The sequence below is a fragment of the Micromonospora coxensis genome (assembly GCF_900090295.1).
Taxonomy (GTDB): domain Bacteria; phylum Actinomycetota; class Actinomycetes; order Mycobacteriales; family Micromonosporaceae; genus Micromonospora; species Micromonospora coxensis.
This window is the reverse complement of sequence record NZ_LT607753.1, coordinates 4,623,320-4,638,969: the sequence shown is the minus strand read 5'-3', so window position 1 is coordinate 4,638,969 and position 15,650 is coordinate 4,623,320. Positions and strand designations below refer to the sequence as shown.

At 73.2% G+C, this 15,650-nt stretch carries 16 protein-coding genes; 5 read left to right on the top strand and 11 right to left on the bottom strand.

Annotated elements, in window-relative coordinates:
* Nucleotides 1-164 precede the first annotated feature (164 nt).
* Together GA0070614_RS21260 and GA0070614_RS30310 are read right to left on the bottom strand one after the other, a co-directional pair.
* Nucleotides 165-1,148, bottom strand: coding sequence for a hypothetical protein (locus tag GA0070614_RS21260; RefSeq protein WP_088977614.1), 984 nt, complete (start codon nucleotides 1,146-1,148; stop codon nucleotides 165-167).
* 143 nt (nucleotides 1,149-1,291) lie between these two features.
* Nucleotides 1,292-2,218: a hypothetical protein gene (locus GA0070614_RS30310; protein ID WP_157745055.1), complete on the bottom strand. Its 927-nt coding sequence runs from the start codon at nucleotides 2,216-2,218 to the stop codon at nucleotides 1,292-1,294.
* Between the two features lie 108 nt (nucleotides 2,219-2,326).
* Here GA0070614_RS30310 and GA0070614_RS21255 point away from each other — a divergent pair, with 108 nt between their 5' ends.
* The gene (locus GA0070614_RS21255; RefSeq protein ID WP_088977613.1) at nucleotides 2,327-2,695 is read left to right on the top strand and encodes a VOC family protein; all 369 of its coding nucleotides are present in this window, start codon (nucleotides 2,327-2,329) and stop codon (nucleotides 2,693-2,695) included.
* 141 nt (nucleotides 2,696-2,836) lie between these two features.
* Here the strand turns inward: GA0070614_RS21255 and GA0070614_RS21250 are convergent, their stop codons facing one another.
* A complete protein-coding gene (locus tag GA0070614_RS21250; protein WP_088977612.1) occupies nucleotides 2,837-3,997 on the bottom strand; it encodes a phosphotransferase family protein in 1,161 nt (386 codons plus the stop codon).
* Nucleotides 3,998-4,038: 41 nt separating this feature from the next.
* Nucleotides 4,039-4,419, bottom strand: a complete 381-nt coding sequence (yidD, locus tag GA0070614_RS21245; protein ID WP_088977611.1) for a membrane protein insertion efficiency factor YidD — start codon at nucleotides 4,417-4,419, stop codon at nucleotides 4,039-4,041.
* Nucleotides 4,420-4,531: 112 nt separating this feature from the next.
* On the opposite strand from yidD, the gene GA0070614_RS21240 reads away from it, so the two are divergent.
* The gene (locus tag GA0070614_RS21240) at nucleotides 4,532-5,083 is read left to right on the top strand and encodes a hypothetical protein (RefSeq protein ID WP_088977610.1); all 552 of its coding nucleotides are present in this window, start codon (nucleotides 4,532-4,534) and stop codon (nucleotides 5,081-5,083) included.
* A gap of 322 nt (nucleotides 5,084-5,405) precedes the next feature.
* On the opposite strand, the gene GA0070614_RS21235 is transcribed toward GA0070614_RS21240, so the two are convergent.
* On the bottom strand, nucleotides 5,406-5,594 hold the full coding sequence (locus GA0070614_RS21235) for a hypothetical protein (protein ID WP_088977609.1): 189 nt from the start codon (nucleotides 5,592-5,594) through the stop codon (nucleotides 5,406-5,408).
* 219 nt (nucleotides 5,595-5,813) lie between these two features.
* Here GA0070614_RS21235 and GA0070614_RS21230 point away from each other — a divergent pair, with 219 nt between their 5' ends.
* Complete coding sequence (locus GA0070614_RS21230) at nucleotides 5,814-6,248, top strand: VOC family protein (protein ID WP_088977608.1); 435 nt, start codon at nucleotides 5,814-5,816, stop codon at nucleotides 6,246-6,248.
* A gap of 119 nt (nucleotides 6,249-6,367) precedes the next feature.
* On the opposite strand, the gene GA0070614_RS21225 is transcribed toward GA0070614_RS21230, so the two are convergent.
* A complete protein-coding gene (locus tag GA0070614_RS21225) occupies nucleotides 6,368-7,486 on the bottom strand; it encodes a hypothetical protein (protein ID WP_088977607.1) in 1,119 nt (372 codons plus the stop codon).
* Nucleotides 7,487-7,770: 284 nt separating this feature from the next.
* Here GA0070614_RS21225 and GA0070614_RS21220 point away from each other — a divergent pair, with 284 nt between their 5' ends.
* Nucleotides 7,771-8,973 (top strand): serine hydrolase, encoded by a 1,203-nt coding sequence (locus tag GA0070614_RS21220; protein ID WP_088977606.1) that lies wholly within the window; start codon nucleotides 7,771-7,773, stop codon nucleotides 8,971-8,973.
* Here GA0070614_RS21220 and GA0070614_RS21215 read toward each other — a convergent pair.
* Nucleotides 8,958-9,518 carry a TetR/AcrR family transcriptional regulator gene (locus tag GA0070614_RS21215; protein WP_088977605.1) on the bottom strand — a complete coding sequence of 187 codons (561 nt, stop codon included), beginning with the start codon at nucleotides 9,516-9,518 and terminating at the stop codon, nucleotides 8,958-8,960. The two genes, GA0070614_RS21220 and GA0070614_RS21215, sit on opposite strands and share 16 nt — an antisense overlap.
* Before the next feature lie 90 nt (nucleotides 9,519-9,608).
* Between GA0070614_RS21215 and GA0070614_RS21210 the strand changes: the two genes are divergently transcribed.
* Complete coding sequence (locus tag GA0070614_RS21210) at nucleotides 9,609-10,487, top strand: alpha/beta fold hydrolase (RefSeq protein ID WP_088977604.1); 879 nt, start codon at nucleotides 9,609-9,611, stop codon at nucleotides 10,485-10,487.
* Between the two features lie 138 nt (nucleotides 10,488-10,625).
* On the opposite strand, the gene GA0070614_RS21205 is transcribed toward GA0070614_RS21210, so the two are convergent.
* The 4 genes from GA0070614_RS21205 to GA0070614_RS21190 all read right to left on the bottom strand — a co-directional run bounded on the left by GA0070614_RS21205 (nucleotide 10,626) and on the right by GA0070614_RS21190 (nucleotide 15,467).
* A complete protein-coding gene (locus tag GA0070614_RS21205) occupies nucleotides 10,626-10,910 on the bottom strand; it encodes a putative quinol monooxygenase (protein WP_088977603.1) in 285 nt (94 codons plus the stop codon).
* 83 nt (nucleotides 10,911-10,993) lie between these two features.
* Nucleotides 10,994-11,752: a MerR family transcriptional regulator gene (locus tag GA0070614_RS21200; protein ID WP_088977602.1), complete on the bottom strand. Its 759-nt coding sequence runs from the start codon at nucleotides 11,750-11,752 to the stop codon at nucleotides 10,994-10,996.
* 421 nt (nucleotides 11,753-12,173) lie between these two features.
* The gene (locus GA0070614_RS21195) at nucleotides 12,174-12,812 is read right to left on the bottom strand and encodes a hypothetical protein (protein WP_088977601.1); all 639 of its coding nucleotides are present in this window, start codon (nucleotides 12,810-12,812) and stop codon (nucleotides 12,174-12,176) included.
* A 384-nt stretch (nucleotides 12,813-13,196) separates the two neighbouring features.
* The gene (locus tag GA0070614_RS21190) at nucleotides 13,197-15,467 is read right to left on the bottom strand and encodes a putative bifunctional diguanylate cyclase/phosphodiesterase (RefSeq protein WP_231933344.1); all 2,271 of its coding nucleotides are present in this window, start codon (nucleotides 15,465-15,467) and stop codon (nucleotides 13,197-13,199) included.
* Nucleotides 15,468-15,650 lie beyond the last annotated feature (183 nt).

Genomic DNA, 15,650 nt, shown 5'->3' with positions numbered 1-15,650 from the left:
GGCGGTGCGCCGCTGCCGGGCCACCCTGGCCGCTCTGACTGGCCGGGATCGACTGTTGTCGACTCTCCCGGTGACCTGTGGAAGCTCGGTGGAAGGAACGTGGACGCCGGCCGGCGCCGCCGGTCAGGTGGCGGACTGACCGGTCACCGACGACCTCGCCCGGTTCACCGTCGCGCACTGCGCGCCGGGGAGCGGGTCCCGCGCTGGACCGGCACCGGCGGGGTCAGCAGTTCCCGGGGAATGTCCGGGGCGCAGTAGCAGAGCGCGCTGCTCACCGGCACACGCCGAACCGACAGCGAACGGTAGGCCGCCACTGTCAGCCCAGCCAGCGCCACGGTGACCACGCCGAACCCGACCGCCAGCACCGGCGACGCGTCCGGGTCACCGTCGGCCAGCATCACCACCGCCATCGCGGTCACCGACACCGCCAGGCAGGTCAGCCAGATCAGCAACGGGTACGCCACCCGCTGCGCCCAGCCGGCCCGTCGCAGCACGCCGACGCCGACGGCCACGGCGGCCGGGACGACGATGCCGAGGTCCATCAGCTTGACCATCCAGAACGGGGTGGGGCTGGAGGCGTACTCGGTCAGGGCGGTCGGGTCCGACCAGGCGGTCAACATGGACGGCAGGTGCAGCCCGACCGTCAGGAACCCGGCCGCCACGAGCAGGGTCGTGCCGGTGGCCCGCCGCAGCCGTGTCGACGGCGCGGGCAGGGTGGACGGTAGCGCCCGCCAGGCCAGCACGAGCACCACCTCGGCGAGCAGGAACACGGCGAGCAGCAGCGGGAAGAACCGTTCCACGGTGCCGGGCAGCCGCAGGTACTCCTGGCCGATGATCACCTGGGCGTACGTGTAGAGGGCGTACCCGGCGACGCCGGTGGCCAGCGGCGGCGCGACCGGGTGCCGGCGGTGGGCGAGCACGGCGGCGGCCAGGGCCAGCGGCGTCATCACGAACAGCGCCGCGGCGTCGCTGCCGAGGAGTTGGTGCAGGGTGGTCGGCGAGGTGCGGTAGCGCATCAGGTCGAACCCGAGCGGACCGAGCAGCGAGGCGGTCGCCATGGCCGCCGCGAGGGCGGTGAGCGCGACGCCGAGCGGGCGGTACCTGTCGACGGCCCGTGCTGCCGGGTGGGTGGTGAGCTGCGCGGCCATGATGCCTCCCGACCCTGATGCCGGCGGGCTCGGCGCCGGTCCTCATCACCAGCGTGCGCGTCCGGTTGCTATGGCGACAGGGACATTGGCACCGATCAGAGATGCTCTTCGACCCGGGCGGGTATGGCTACGCGCGGTGGCTGTCAGGAGCAGCGGCACGTTCCCAGCATCGAGACGCGTACTCCGCATGACGGGCAGATCTCAGCAGCAGGCAGTGAGCAGGTTAGCGGCTGAGCCCTCTTCGTGGCCGAGCCATTGCCGCGCGGCGGTCGGCTGCGTCCCGACTTCACCGGACCGGTCCCCGGCGACATGCCCAACGCATGACGCACATCCGCGTCGGTGCAGGTAGGCCACCCGTACCTGCGCAGGCGACGGACGATGCCGGCGACGTCCATGCCGGGCATGTCGATGCGTGCCGTACGGACGGCTCGCTCGAACTTGCTCAACGGCTGGGCTTGACCGGTCCCGCCCGCCTGGCCCGTCTTCTTCGCCGGGCCGGTGAGGCGTTCGGATCGCCCGGTGGTACGCGGTGGCGACGCAGGTGCCGCCTTGTTCTTCTTGCCGCCGGCGGCGGGCGCCGGATGACGCTGCAACGCCATACCGACGACGCGGTGATCCACGCGTGTCCAGCCGTGTTGGCGGAGCCGCTTGGCGATGCCTTTGGGACCGATGTTTGGAATTTCGGCTCGTATCCGGTGGGCGGCTTCCGCGATCTCGCGCTCACTGGGCTGGCGAGGGCTGGGGACGGCGCGTGCACCACCGGTGGCTGCGCGGGCCGGCGGCGGTTTGCTGACCCTCGGAGCTGTTCCTCTCATCGCGGCACCCACCCGCCTCGTCGTCGGCGACGAGGTCAGGCGGTCGAGCCAGCTGTCCGGGGTCTGGTCCGGGCGGTCGTCGTTCTCCCAGTCGTATCCCGGGGCATCCCAGCCACGACCTTCCGCATCGGCGTAGAAACCGTCGATGCTCTTCTTTCCGACCACAGCCACCCCCGAGATCCGTGAGCTGCACGCCTCCGCCACGAAACAGGCTTCGTTGGAATCTTCGCTGTGGGCACCGAGGGTCAGAACCATCGATCAGGCAGCAGTCCTGCCCGAATGGCGGCTGGCGGTTTCCGTCCCGTCAATTGTCGTAGGCCGTTCTTAGCCTGGCCCCGCCACCACACACGAGGGAGATCAGCCGTGCTCGACCACCTCGGCATCCAGTCCCGCGACATCCCCGCCAGCAGCGCCTTCTACGACACCGTCCTGGCCACGCTGGGCGCGCGCCGGATGATGGAGTTCGGCGACGTAATCGGCTACGGCGTCGAGCGGCCCGACTTCTGGATCAGCCCCGCGACCTCCCCCGGCACCGGGTTCGAGACGCACGTCGCGTTCACCGCATCGAGCCGCGCGGCGGTCCAGGCGTTCCACGACGCGGCGGTCGGGGCGGGCGCGGAGGTGCTGCACGCGCCCCGGGTCTGGCCGGAGTACCACCCGACCTACTTCGGCGCGTTCGTCCGCGACCCGGACGGCAACAACGTCGAGGCGGTCTGCCACGCCCCCGAGTGACTGCCGGTCGAGCCGGTCAGGTGGCATCGACGGCCGGGGCGAACCCGACGTCGAGTCGCCTGTCGAAGGCTCGGGGCGAGGCGCCCCAGGATCGGCAGATGGACCGCGCGCCCGCCTCGCCAGGACATACGCGTGTCGCCGTCAGCCGACGGCAGAGGTCGCTTCCGCCAGACAGCGGGGCACGTCGTCGGCGTGGTAGATCCGCTCGCTCGGCTCGATCCCGGCGAGGAACATCGCGTACACGGCTGCCATCCGCAGCGCCGCCACCGGACGCAGCAACGCCACCGCCCGCTCCGGATCGCACCCGGGCACGCTGTCCCGCCACCGCGCGCACCACGCCCCGAGCAGCGGGGCGGCCGTGGACGCGGGCAGCCCTTCGGTCAGCCGGAGGATGTCGAACGCCGGGTGCCCGACGAACGCGTCCCCCCAGTCGATGACCACTCGCCGTACACCGTCACCGCGCACGTTGCCGGGGTGCAGGTCGCCGTGGACCAACGTGTCGGGCACCCCGCACTCCGCCACCTGCGCCAGCCGCTCCGCCAACCCGTCGAGCGGATTGGTGCTGGGCAGCGCCGACGGTGGGATCGTCGCGCGGATCCACCGGGCGAGCGCCGGCCCGCGCAGGTCCGGCACCCCGTCCGCGACGAGGTCGTCGACGAGGGGCAGCGCGCGTACCTGGAGGTCGTGCTGGTCAGCGGCGATGGCCGCGCGTTCGGCGGGGTCGGCGCCGTAGCGGTCCTCCCCCGGCACGTGGTCGAGCAGCATCCGCCCGTCGCCGTCGTCGGCCAGCAGTACGGGTACCCGCCCCGGCGTGAGCGAGCCGAGCCGGCGCAGCACCGCCGCCTCGTGCCGGAAGAAGCCGGGCACCTGCTTGAGCCAGGCCGTCGCGTGCGGTGAGTCGAGTCGCCAGATCGCCGACAGGTTCCAGGTACGTCGCTGCGTCACCTCGCCGGCGGGCCGGCCGAGACGGTCGAGCACCGCCCGCGCCCAGGTGATGCTGGCGGCCGGGCCGCCGGGTTCGGCGTACGGGGCGCGCAGCGGATGCGGTGCCAGGTCCACTGCCGCCGGGCGCAGCGGTACGGCGGGCGGCTCGGCGACCTCGGCCAGGTAGCGGACAGTGCCGCCGACGCCCGGCCGGTCCCCGTGCCCGTCCAGCAGGCGCAGCACGCTCACCTCGACGGGCGCGCCCCGCACCACCGGATCGACCTCCTGCCACCAGGGCGATTCCACCTCGTACTCGGGTAGCGCCCCGAGGGGGCGGCCGGTGGGGTCGACCAGGACGAGGGTCACGGTGCGGGTCACGCCCGCCGACGGTAGTGCCGCCGGCGGGGGCCGGCGAGTGGTTATCGGACCGGGTCGTGGGTGCCGCGCGGCACGTGCGGCTTGCAGCGGCGCAGCCGGTCCGCGGCCATCCGTCCGCCGACGGCCAGGCCGTACTTCTCGACGGCGGTGAGGCCGTACGCGCTGCACGTCGGGGTGTAGCGGCACTGGCCGGGCCAGCGGTGCGACAACCAGCGCCGGTAGCCGAGGATGGCGGCCCGGCCGGCCCGGTCGACGATCGGCGTGCGGCTGACCTGTGCGGTGGTCGCGCCGAGGGTGAGCAGGAAGGAGAAGAGCCCGAAGTCGCAGCAGTCCGGGCCGTCGCAGTTGCAGTCGCACCAGTCACGTTTCTTGTGCTTCTTCGACGGGTGCCGCTTGCGCTTGAGGTCGATCACGTCGTACATGATGCGACAGCCGTGCCACCGGGAGCCTGACGAGAGAATCCGGGGTGTCCTCGGGGGCGGATTACGGGTACGCCCGGATGCCCGGCGACCGCCGTCTTGCCAGCCTGGGCCGATGACGTTCACCGATGCCCGTACCACCCCGTCGCTGCGGCTGCCCGCCCTCGTCGCCCCGTTGTTGCTGCTCGTCTACGGCCTGTTCCGCGTCGCCGACGGGCTCGACGGTGACCGGGGCAATGGCTGGGCCTGGGATGTCGGGCACGTCGCGTTCGGCTTCGGCATCCTGGTCTTCGCCGTGCTGGCGCTGCGGCTGCACCAGGTACTGCTGCCGGCCGGGTGGCGGCCGGGGCTGACGGTCGCGACCGCGGCCACCCTGCTCGGCGTGGCCGGCTTCCTCTGGGTGGTCGTCTACGACCTGTTCCCCGGCCTCGAGGACCTGGCGGAGATCCCCGGCCCGATCTTCCTCCTCGGGCCGGCCCTGTTCGAGCTGGGCCTGTTGGCGCTGCTGGTGCGGGCGGTCGTCGTACGGCCGCGGCTGCTACCGCCGTGGGGTCCGGTGCTGGTGCTGGTCGGGTTCGTAGCGATCGCCGTCGACCTGGACCTGCTACCGGTTGGCGCAGCCCTCGTGTTGATCGGCCTGCTGCCGCTGGCCGTCGCGCGGCGGTGACGCGCTCGAAGCTGGGCGGTGGATCACCAGGGCGGCACCGGAGAGGCGGCACCGGAGATCAGCGCCAGCACTGCGGCCAGGCTGCCCGTGACGATTCCACGGGCCGACCGAGGCCCGCCACGCCCTGCGAGATGGTGGTGCTGGACGTGGACGCGAGCGTCGTCCAGCACAGCCAACGGGGCGGGGTGATCACACAGCCAGCTCCTCTCGCCCGTTCAAGGGCTGGCGCTGCGCCGTGCCCTGCGATGCGATGCGATGCGGAGTCCGTTCCCTGGCGACGTGCGCTCAGGTCGGACCGTGACACCGCCATGTCGCATCCTCGCTACGAGGCGTGCAGCCGGTCGAGCGACGGATCCGTGGAGGCGTAATCCATCGGAGCCGGTTCGACGGACGCGGGCAGCGCGGCGAGCGTGGCGAGGTCGCAGTTGACGCGGTGCACGGCCCGGGCGAAGACGGGCACCAGCAGCGCGAGCAGGAAGAGCAGCAGCAGGGCGATGCCGACGAGCGTCATCGGCAGGCCGGGCAGGATGGACAGAGTCCGGTCAGCGCATCCACCAAGAACCCCCGTGATTGATTGCTGGATGACAACGCACGAAGGACGCTATCCGCCGAACGGTTGATAGTCAATGACCATTACGCGGAGGTGCGCCACGGTGGACAGAGCGCTCGTACCGCCACCGTTCGCGGCGCTCTACGAGGGTGCCACCCGGCCCCGGTAGCGTCCGCGGGCATGGAGCAACGGATCAGCCTGGTCACCCTCGGCGTCACCGACCTGCCCCGCGCCCGCGCCTTCTACGAGCGGCTCGGCTGGCGCGGCCAGGAGGTCGAGGAGACGGTCTTCTTCCAGGCCGGCGGCCTGGCGCTGGTGCTCTGGGGCCGACAGAAGCTGGCCGCCGACGCGGGCGTGCCGGACACCGGGCCGGGCGCGATGACGCTCGCGCAGAACGTCCGCTCCCGCGCCGAGGTCGACGCGATCCTCGCCACGGCTGCCGAGGCGGGGACGCGGATCACCCGCCCCGCCGCCGACACCTTCTACGGCGGGTACGCCGGCTGTTTCACCGACCCCGACGGTCACGTGTGGGAGATCGCCTGGAACCCGGGCTTCCCGCTCGCCGACGACGGCACCCTGACCGTGCCCGACTTCGACACCCCGCCGTCGACCTGACCTCCCCGGCCGCGAGCCCGGGCCGAGGCGACCCGGGGCCGGGGAACGACAGAGTGCTGACCAGCAGGTGGCCACGCCGCCGAGCAACAGGCCGACAGGCCAGCGGGCCGACGGGCCGGTCAGGTGAAGATGGTGCGGCGGACCCCCTCGTGGCCGGCGCAGGCGTTGCGCCGCCCGCCGGTCAGGCTGACCGACCCGTCCTTGCACAGCACCAGGTAGCCACGCCCGGAGTAGAACTCCTGCACGCAGTCGAAGTGGTCACAGACCCGGTGGTCGGGCCGGCGGATCCGCTCGCCGCCGCAATAGTCGTACCCCATCGGGTTGGCCGGGGCGCCGCAGCGCCGCTCGGCCGGCTCGGCGCTGCGCGACGGCGCGGGCTTCGGCCGGGGCTTGGTGGCGGGTCCGGCCTTCGGCGCGCTCGACTTCGCCGGCGCGGGGGTGGCGGCGGCGGCGACCTCGGAGCCGGGCCGCACCGGCGGGTCGGATTCGAGCAGCACCGCCGGCACGACCAGGGTCAACGCGACGGCGACGGCGACGGTACGGCGTCCACCGGGGACGCGGGCGGTGAGCCGGGCCTGCGCCGGGGTGGCGATCGCCGGGCGGAACGGCCGGGTCTGGTCGTGCTCGGCGATCAGCTCATCGAGCTGCGCGAGGACGGTGTCGCGCTGCTCGATGGCGTCGGCGAAGGCGAGGGTGAGCACGAAGCGGAAGTCGGCCGCCTCGGTGGCGGGCAGCAGCAGGCCGCCGGTCTGCTTGCGGTCGAGGACCTGGACCAGGGTCACCGGGGCCGCCGGGTCGTGGGACAGGCCAGTCATCCGCCCGTACGCCCAGTCACGCCGGCCGCTGCCGCCGACGAACACCAGACGGCGGTTGGTGATCACGGCCATCCCGGCGTCGGTGGCGCGGACCCCGTCGGGAGGTCGCAGGCGCAGCGGCGCCGGGTGCGGCTCGACGGTCAGGTCCGGGGCGGGCAGCACCGCCGTGTGCCGCACCTCGACCAGCTGGGCGGCCGGCCAGGCCCGGAAGACCACCTCGCCGGGGGCCAGTTCCAGGGGCAGTCCGCTGCCCGCCGCCACCGAGCCGCGCAGGTCGGCGGCGAGGCCGCGCAGCCGGCGCAACTCGTCGTCGCGCCGCCGCCAGGCCGTCTCGGCCTCGCGGTACGTGTGCTGCCGGCGCTCGTTCTGCTTGCACGCCCACGTGTAGCGCCAGGTGGAACCCGTCGAATCAGTCTCTGCCACGCCGACTCCTCCGCCGCGCGAGCCACCAACCGGGGTGTCGTACGGGTTAACAGCGGACCGGCGTGGGTGGAACCGGCATTGCGGATCTTTCACCCGATCGGTGGATCCATCCGCGCACGTTGGGCGGAGTCGCCGCGTCGATTCACGTCCGGCCGGGCGAGCAGGCACCCTCGGACGGGTGACCGGGGTGCGGCGGCGAGGGGACCGGACAGCGACCCGCTTACCGTGCGAACGTGAGCGAAACAGACAAGCGGTGCTCGTCTTCGCCGCGCCGCGTACCCGGGATGAGGCTCGTGGCGGTGGTCGCCGCCGCGACGGTGGCGCTGGTCGCGGCCCCGGCGGTCGCCGACGGCGGCCCGGGTCCGCTGCCGCCACGCCCACCGGCCGACCCGGTGGCCTGGCTGGCCTTCCCCGGCGGGGTCTTCTCGGTCGACGCCGCCGCGCGCACCGTCCGCTACCGGGCCTGCGACGGCGACACCGGCCGGGTCGCCGACCCGGGCATGCGGGTCACCGCCGGGTCCGCCAGCGGCCGGCTCACCGTCGGGGGTACGACCTACCGGTACGACGTGCCGCTGGTCGGCCGCTCCCGGGGCCTGCTCATGGTGTTCCCGCCGCACGCCCGCTTCGACTGGCACGTCGGCGAGGTGGTCACCAACCCGATGCCGCCCACCGACCCGGCGGCCGGCCGGGCCCTGCTCCCGCTGACCGGCCGGCTCGCGTCGGTGGTGGCCGGCGCGCCGGCCACCGGCAACCAGGCCGGGGCGACGGTCCGCGACCTCTCCGGCCGGTACGGCATGCAGCAGGTCGCGGTCAACGGCACGCTGCGCCCGAAGGCGGCCAGTGTGATCAAGCTGTGGATCCTGGTCGAGTTGCTGCGTCGGGTCGACTGCGGCCAGGTGTCGCTCGACGAACGGGTGCTGGTCACCCAGGCCGACGTGGTCGGCGGCACCGGCCAGTTGCAGTTCGAGCAGATCCCGCAGCTGGCGACCCTGCGCAAGCTCGCCGAGTACATGATCGAGTACAGCGACAACACGGCCACGAACGTGCTGATCAATTACCTGGGCGGGTTCGCGCCGATGAACGCGCTGGCCGACTCGATGAACCAGCGGCAGACCGTGCTGGCCCGCAAGATGCTCGACACCGAGGCCGCCGCCCGGGGCGAGGAGAACTACACCAGCCCGGACGACGTCATCTCGCTGCTCGGCGCGGTCTGGGACGCGCAGATCCTCACCCCGGCCTCCCGCGACCTGATGATCGGCTTCATGCGGGAGCAGACGCTCAACAGCAAGATCCCCGCCGCGTTGCCGCCCGGCACCCCGGTCGCGCACAAGACCGGTGAGCTGCCGGACGCCTCGCACGATGTCGGCTACTACCTGATCCCGGGCGCGGAGACGGCCGTCGCCTTCCTCACCTCCGGCCCGGAGCCCTCCGGCGCCGATCTCGTCCGCCGGCTCGCCCGCACGGTCTACGACTACGTGGCCCCCTGAGCGGCGAGCAGGCGGCGCGCCACGTCGGCGGCCTGGCGGGCCGGCTCGGGGCTGCCGGTGATCGCGGCGGTGACCATCGCGCCGTTGGCGAGGATGGCGAGCTGGTCGGCGAGGGCGGGTGGCTCGCCGGCCGCCGCGACGAGGGCGGCCAGGTGCGCGGTGAAGGCCCGCTTGTGACCGCGTACGAGGTCCGCCACCCCCGCCGAGACGCCCCCCAGCTCGGCGTACGAGTTGATGAACGCGCAGCCGCGGAAGTCCGGCTGCCGGAACCAGTCGTCGAGGTAGTCGAAGACGGCGAGGATGCGCGCCGTCGGGGTCGCCCGGGCCGAGGTGTACGCCTCCAGCCCGGCGAGCACGGCCCGGTCCCGCCGACGCAGCACCGCCTCGACCAGCTGCTCCTTGGACGGGAAGAGCTGGTACGCCCGCTTGAGCGACACCCCGGACGCCTGCCGGATGGCGTCCATCCCGACGGCCTGCACGCCGCGCTCGTAGAAGAGCGTGTCGGCGGCGGCCAGCAGCCGCTCCTCGGCTGTCGCCTGGTCCACAGCGGATCCCCCTTGCGCGGAGAACGTTCGTTCTCCTACCGTAGCAGGCAACCGGAGAACGATCGTTCTCCCGACTGTCGAGGAGTCCCCGTGTCCCTGTCCGCCACCCGCCACCGGACCGTCGAGGTGCAGGGCCAGCAGATCTTCTACCGGGAGGCCGGCGACCCCGCCCGCCCCACCCTCGTCCTGCTGCACGGCTTCCCGACCAGCTCGCACATGTTCCGCGACCTGATCCCCGCCCTGGCCGACGAGTACCACCTGATCGCCCCCGACCACGTCGGGTTCGGCCACTCCTCCGCACCCCCGCTCGGCGAGTTCGACTACCGCTTCGACCGGCTCGCCGAGGTGACCGAGGCACTGCTGGACACCCTCGGCGTCCACCGCTTCGCCCTCTACCTGCACGACTACGGCGCGCCGATCGGCCTGCGGATCGCCACCCGCCACCCGGACCGGGTCACCGGGCTCATCGCGCAGAGCGGCAACGCGTACCTCGAGGGCTTCACCCCGTTCTGGGACGTCCTCTTCGCCCACGCCAAGGACCGCGCCACCCACGAGCCGGCCGTCCGCCGACTGCTGACGCCCGAGTCGACCCGGTGGCAGTACACCCACGGGGTCCCCGCCGACCTGCTGGACCGGATCGCCCCGGAGACCTGGCTGCTCGACCAGGCGGGCCTGGAGCGGCCCGGCAACGCCGAGATCCAGCTCCAACTGTTCTGGGACTACCAGTTCAACCTCGACGCGTACCCCGACTTCCAGCGCTACTTCCGCGAGCACCGGCCGCCGACGCTGGTCACCTGGGGACGGCACGACGAGATCTTCGGGGCCGCCGGCGCCGAGGCGTACGCCCGGGACCTGCCCGAGGCGGAGATCCACCTGCTGGACACCGGCCACTTCGCGCTGGAGACCCACGGCGCCGAGATCGCCGACCTGATCCGCGCCTTCCTGCACCGGACGACCGGCACGTCGTGACCTCGGCCATGCTCGGCCCGCCGGCCTGGCGCTGACCGGCCGTCGCCTTGCCGGGGTGCGCGCGGGCCTCCGGCTACCCGCCGGCCTGGCGCTGACCGGCGTCGATCGGGCCCCGCGACCAATCCGACCGACGCCGCCTCAGGGGGCCTCGACGCCGGAGATGCGGAACTTGTGCACCTCCGCGCCACGGATCGCCGTCACCTGCTCCTCGGCGGGCCCGGCACCCCGGAAAGCGAGCAACCGCTCGTCGCTCTCCCAGCGCTCGTACACGTTGATCCGGGCCGGCTCGACCAGGTCGGCGCTGATCGCGAAGTCGACGCAGCCGGGCGCGGACCGCGCCTGCCGGACGACCTCCACGCAGGAGGCCAGGTAGGCGTCCCGCCCGGCCGGATCGACGTACAGGGTGCCGGCGACGATGAGCACTGCGGACCTCCGGTGGTGCGGGCATGGTCGGAAGGTGGGTGCCTCCCCGAGGGTAGACCCCGGGGAGGCACCCGACTCATCGATCAGGCGCGGCTGATCGCGTTGGCGTGGATCGCCTCGGCGAGGTACGCCGTCATCCCGGGTGCGATCTGCTCGTAGTGCGCGGTGAACCGGGGATCCGCCACGTACAGGTCGGCCAGCCCGGTGTGGACCTCGTACGAGCAGTCGTAGAACCAGCGGGTGATGAGCTGCCGGTGCTCCTCGGCCAGCGCCATCGCCGCCGGCGAGTCCGCCGGCGCGCCGGAGGCCATCACCTCGACGAGCCGTCGCCCCCACTCCTCGTTCTCGGCCTTGTTGCGCAGCCAGTCCTCCTTGGAGTAGCCGGCCGTCCGCCGGGTCGACTCCCGGTACGCCTCGCTGCCGCCCCATCGTCGCTCCGCCTCCTCGGCGTGCGCGTCTGGGTCGAAGTCGCCGAAGACCTCGAAGCGCTCCTCCGGCGTGAGCCTGATCTCCATCCGTCTCGCCTCCATCGCGATCTCGATCGCCGCGACCATCTCCCGGAGCCGGCCGATCCGGTCGGTGAGCAGCTCGTGCTGCCGGCGCAGGTGCGCCGCCGGGTCCGCGTCCGGGTCGTCGAGGATCGCCGCGATCTCCTCCAGCGGGAACCCCAGCTCTCGGTAGAAGCGGATGTGCTGCAACCGCTCCAGGTCCGCGTCGTCGTAGCGGCGGTAGCCCGCCGGGGTACGCCCGCCGGGCGACAGCAGCCCGATCTCGTCGTAGTGGTGCAGCGTCCGGACCGTCACCCGGGCCGCCTTCGCCACCTGCCCCACCGTGTACGCCATGGTTCCCTCCCTTCCGCGACCAAGGCTCCCGCCTCCCGCCGCGTGAGGGTCAAGCCCGATTCGGCACCGCGGTCAGTCGGGCGGCCCCGCGCCGGCGCCACGGCCCCCGGGACCGGCGATCCGGCGGACACCCACGCCCGGCAAGGTGGGCACCCACGCCCGGCAAGGCGGACACCCACGCCCGGCAAGGCGGGACGCCCGTGCCCGGCACGGCGGACAGCCCCGCCCGGCAAGACAGACACCCGCGTCCGGCAGAGCGGGACACCCGTACCCGGCAGGGCGGGACAGCCCCGCCCGGCAAGGCGGGCAGTGGCCCGCCCCTGAATTCTGCGGGGCGGGCGGACCTTTCGGGGGTGGAAACGCGGCCGCCCCCGGTCTCCCGAGGGGGTCGGGGAGAGCGGGGGCGGCCGGGTCGGGGCGGTCAGGCGTTCAGCCGGTCCTTCGTCGGCTCGGGGGCGGCGAAGGCCTGGCTGGCCGGGGTGCGGAAGGCGTGCACCAGACCGGCGATCGACAGCAGCAGGAGCAGCCCGGCGGCGATGAAGGTGACCAGGGCCGCCTGCCCGGCCTTGCGGCCGAACTCGCTGAAGCCGTACGAGGTGAGCAGCAGCCCGCGCAGCGTCTCGCCCTTGAAGACGGTGTCCCGCTGGCCGGTCACCTCGGCGAGCTGCTTCTGCAGGTCGGCCAGGGCCGGGTCGTTCGCCTCGGTGGCGGCCTTCACCTTCGCCTTCAGCTCGCTCTGCGGCTCGCCCAGGTCGGCGTACGTCTTGCCGCCGGCAATGTTCTTCAGGTGCAGCCCGATGTACTCGTTGGCGTAGCACTCGGCCTGCTTGCCGGTGGTCAGCGGCTGGCCGGCGTACTCGACCAGGCAGTCGGCCTTCTTCTCCTCGTCGCTGAGCTTGTCCGCCGGTGTGAAGGAGATGTGTTGCGCACCCATCTGGTCACGCACGTAGTCGTTGGCGAAGTTGGCGTTCGTGGTGAGCACGATGCCGGCGACGAGCAGCAGGACCGTGAGGCCCAGGCCGCCGATGCTGAGCAGCAGGTCGAGGGTGCGGCGCTTCATCTGGTATCTCCCGAGGGGGCGTAAGGGGCGCGTCGGTGTGTCGAGCAATATCGTGCGCGATCATGGACGCCCCCGGTCAGGGCCGAACCCCCTGTCCTCTCCGGGACCTTGTACCCGCCCCACCCCAGGCCCTCCGCCCACCCCACCCCCCCCCCCCCCCCCCCCCGCTCCACCCTGCCGCGCCTCCTGGAACGCGAGAACCACCACCCCCAGTCAGCCGCTCTTTCAGAGAAAGAGTGGCTATCGGGCCGTGAATAGCCACTCTTTCTCTGAAAGAGCGCCCCGGGGCGCCGGCGGCGAGGCGGGCGCGGGCCGCGGGCGCGGGCGCGGGGCGGGCGCGGGGCGAGGGGTGAGGCGGGCGCCGGGGGAAGGGTGGGTGGGGGGTCAGGCGGGGGTGGGGTGGGGGTGGAGGGTGGTGAGGGCGCCGGGGCGGCCGTACCGGTAGCCCTGGCCGTGGACGCAGCCGATCGCGGTGACCGCCGCGTGCTGTTCCTCGGTCTCCACCCCCTCGGCCACCACCATCAGGTCGAACGCGCCCGCGAGCCGGGTCACCATCTCCACGGTGGCGTACGCCCGGGGGTCGGTGTCGAGCCGGGCCACGAAGGAGCGGTCGATCTTCAGCTCGGTGGCCGGGATGCGGTGCAGGTAGCTCAGCGAGGAGTAGCCGGTGCCGAAGTCGTCGATGGCGATGCGGATGCCCAGATCCCGCAGTTGGGCGAGCCGTTCCAGCACGGACTCGCTGCCGTCGATCAAGGCCGACTCGGTCAGCTCCAGGGTCAACGCGCGGGGAGCCAGGCCGGCGCTGGCGGTGGCCGAGGTGACCGTGGCGATCAGGTCCGGCCGGCGCAGATGGGCGGCGGCGATGTTGACCGCGACGGTCGCCTCGGGCACCCGCTCACGCCACCCGGCGGCGGCCCGGCACGCCTCGTGGATCACCCAGCGGTCGATCGGCACGATCAGCCCGGTCTCCTCCGCCAACGGCAGGAACGCCGCCGGAGCGAGCAGCCCCAGCCGGGGATGCCGCCAGCGGACCAGCGCCTCCGCGCTGCGTACCGCGCCGGTGGCCAGGTCGACGATCGGCTGGTAGTCCAGGTGCAACTGCCGCTCGTCGACCGCCCGGCGCAGGTCGGCGATCAGCTCCGCCCGGGTCACCGCGGACTCCCGCAGCGCCGGCGTGCAGGTCCGGTACGCCGACTTCCCGGCGGCCTTGGCCGCGTACATGGCGATGTCGGCGTCGCGGAGCACGTCGGTGTACGAGGCGTGCTGCGGGCCGTACTCGGCGATGCCGATGCTGGCCGACGGGTGGATGCCGACGTCCTCCTCGCCGGGCGACGGTTGCAGGGCGGCGAGCAGCCGCTCGGCGAGCCGTTCCGGCGACACCGGCCGGGTCGCGTCGACCAGGACCGCGAACTCGTCGCCGCCGAGCCGGGCGATGTCGCCGTCGTCGCCGACCGCGTCCCGCATCCGGCCGGCGATGGCGGTCAGCAGGGCGTCCCCGGTGGCGTGGCCGAACCGGTCGTTGACCTGCTTGAACCCGTCCAGGTCGAGCAGCAGCACGGCGACCGGTGGGCCGTCGCGCAGCGCCCGGCGCAGCCGCCGGTTGAACATCAGCCGGTTCGGCAGCCCGGTGAGCTGGTCGGTGTACGCCAGCCGGCGCAGCCGGCCGACCAGCCGCAGGTTCTCGTTGGCGGCCAGCCCCTGGCGCAGCGCCAGCACGCCGAGCAGGGCCATCATGCCGGTGAAGACGAGGTGCGGGGTCTGCCCGCTGGGACGGCGGGCGAGCACCACCGCGATGATCGCCCCGCCCACCGGCAGGTACGGCAGGGCCACCCGCCACCAGGGCGGCAGCGGCGACTCGGCGCTTTCGTCGACGCCCTCGCAGCGCGGCGGTGGCGGCGGTTGGCTCGCCGCCACCGCGACCAGCAGGTAGCTCAGCGGCCAGCAGAGGTCGATCGGGTGTCCGGGGGCGTAGCTGTGGTGCGCGACCAGCGAGACGTAGACCGCGTCGGCCCCGGCCCGGACGGCCAGGCTCGCCCCGATCAGGGTCAGCGGCCGCCACACCGGACGCCTCGGTCCGGCGACCGCGACCAGGATGGTCAGCTGCATCAGGTCGAGCATCGGGTAGAGCAGGCCGAAGGTGCGCAGCGGATCGGCGAGGTCGGCGGTGGCGATGTCCCGGAACACCACGACCCAGCCGATCGGGATCAGCGCGAGCCCGACGATCACCCCGTCGAGCAGGGTGCGGGCCCGGCCGACGAGGCTGCGGGGCGCGGACAGCGAGCAGAGCAGGGCCGCGGTGCCGGTGACGATCCCGGTGGTGAAGACCGCCCCGATCAGGAAGGTGTGCGGCAGCTCCTGACTGCCGATCCGCTCGACGGCCCAGAGCGTACGGCCGGCGGCGGCCAGCCCCATGGTGACCGCGAGCAGGGTCCAGAACCGGCGCAGCGGCGCCGGGTGCCGGCGGGCCGCGTTCGCGCACGCGACCGTGGCCCAGGACGCCACCGTGATCGCGCCCAGGTCGCTGACCAGCGCCGCCTGCGGCAGCGCGACGACCAGCCAGACCGCCTCGACGAGGACGACCGCCGCCGCGACGACGACGCCGACCCGGCGGGTGCGCGGGGTGACCGCCTCGCGGCGGACGTCGTGGGGCAGCACGGTGGTCGCTCCGGCTCTCTTCTGTGGGCGCGCACCTCAGGGCTGAGGACCGCCTCCCGGGCGGCGAACCATCGAAGCGTAGCCACCGGGCGGGCGGGCCGCCAGATCCGGCCGGCCCACCGCCGGCCCCTTCGGCCGGACCGCAGCGCCGCCGCCGGGTCGAAGGAGCTGCAGGGCCGAAGA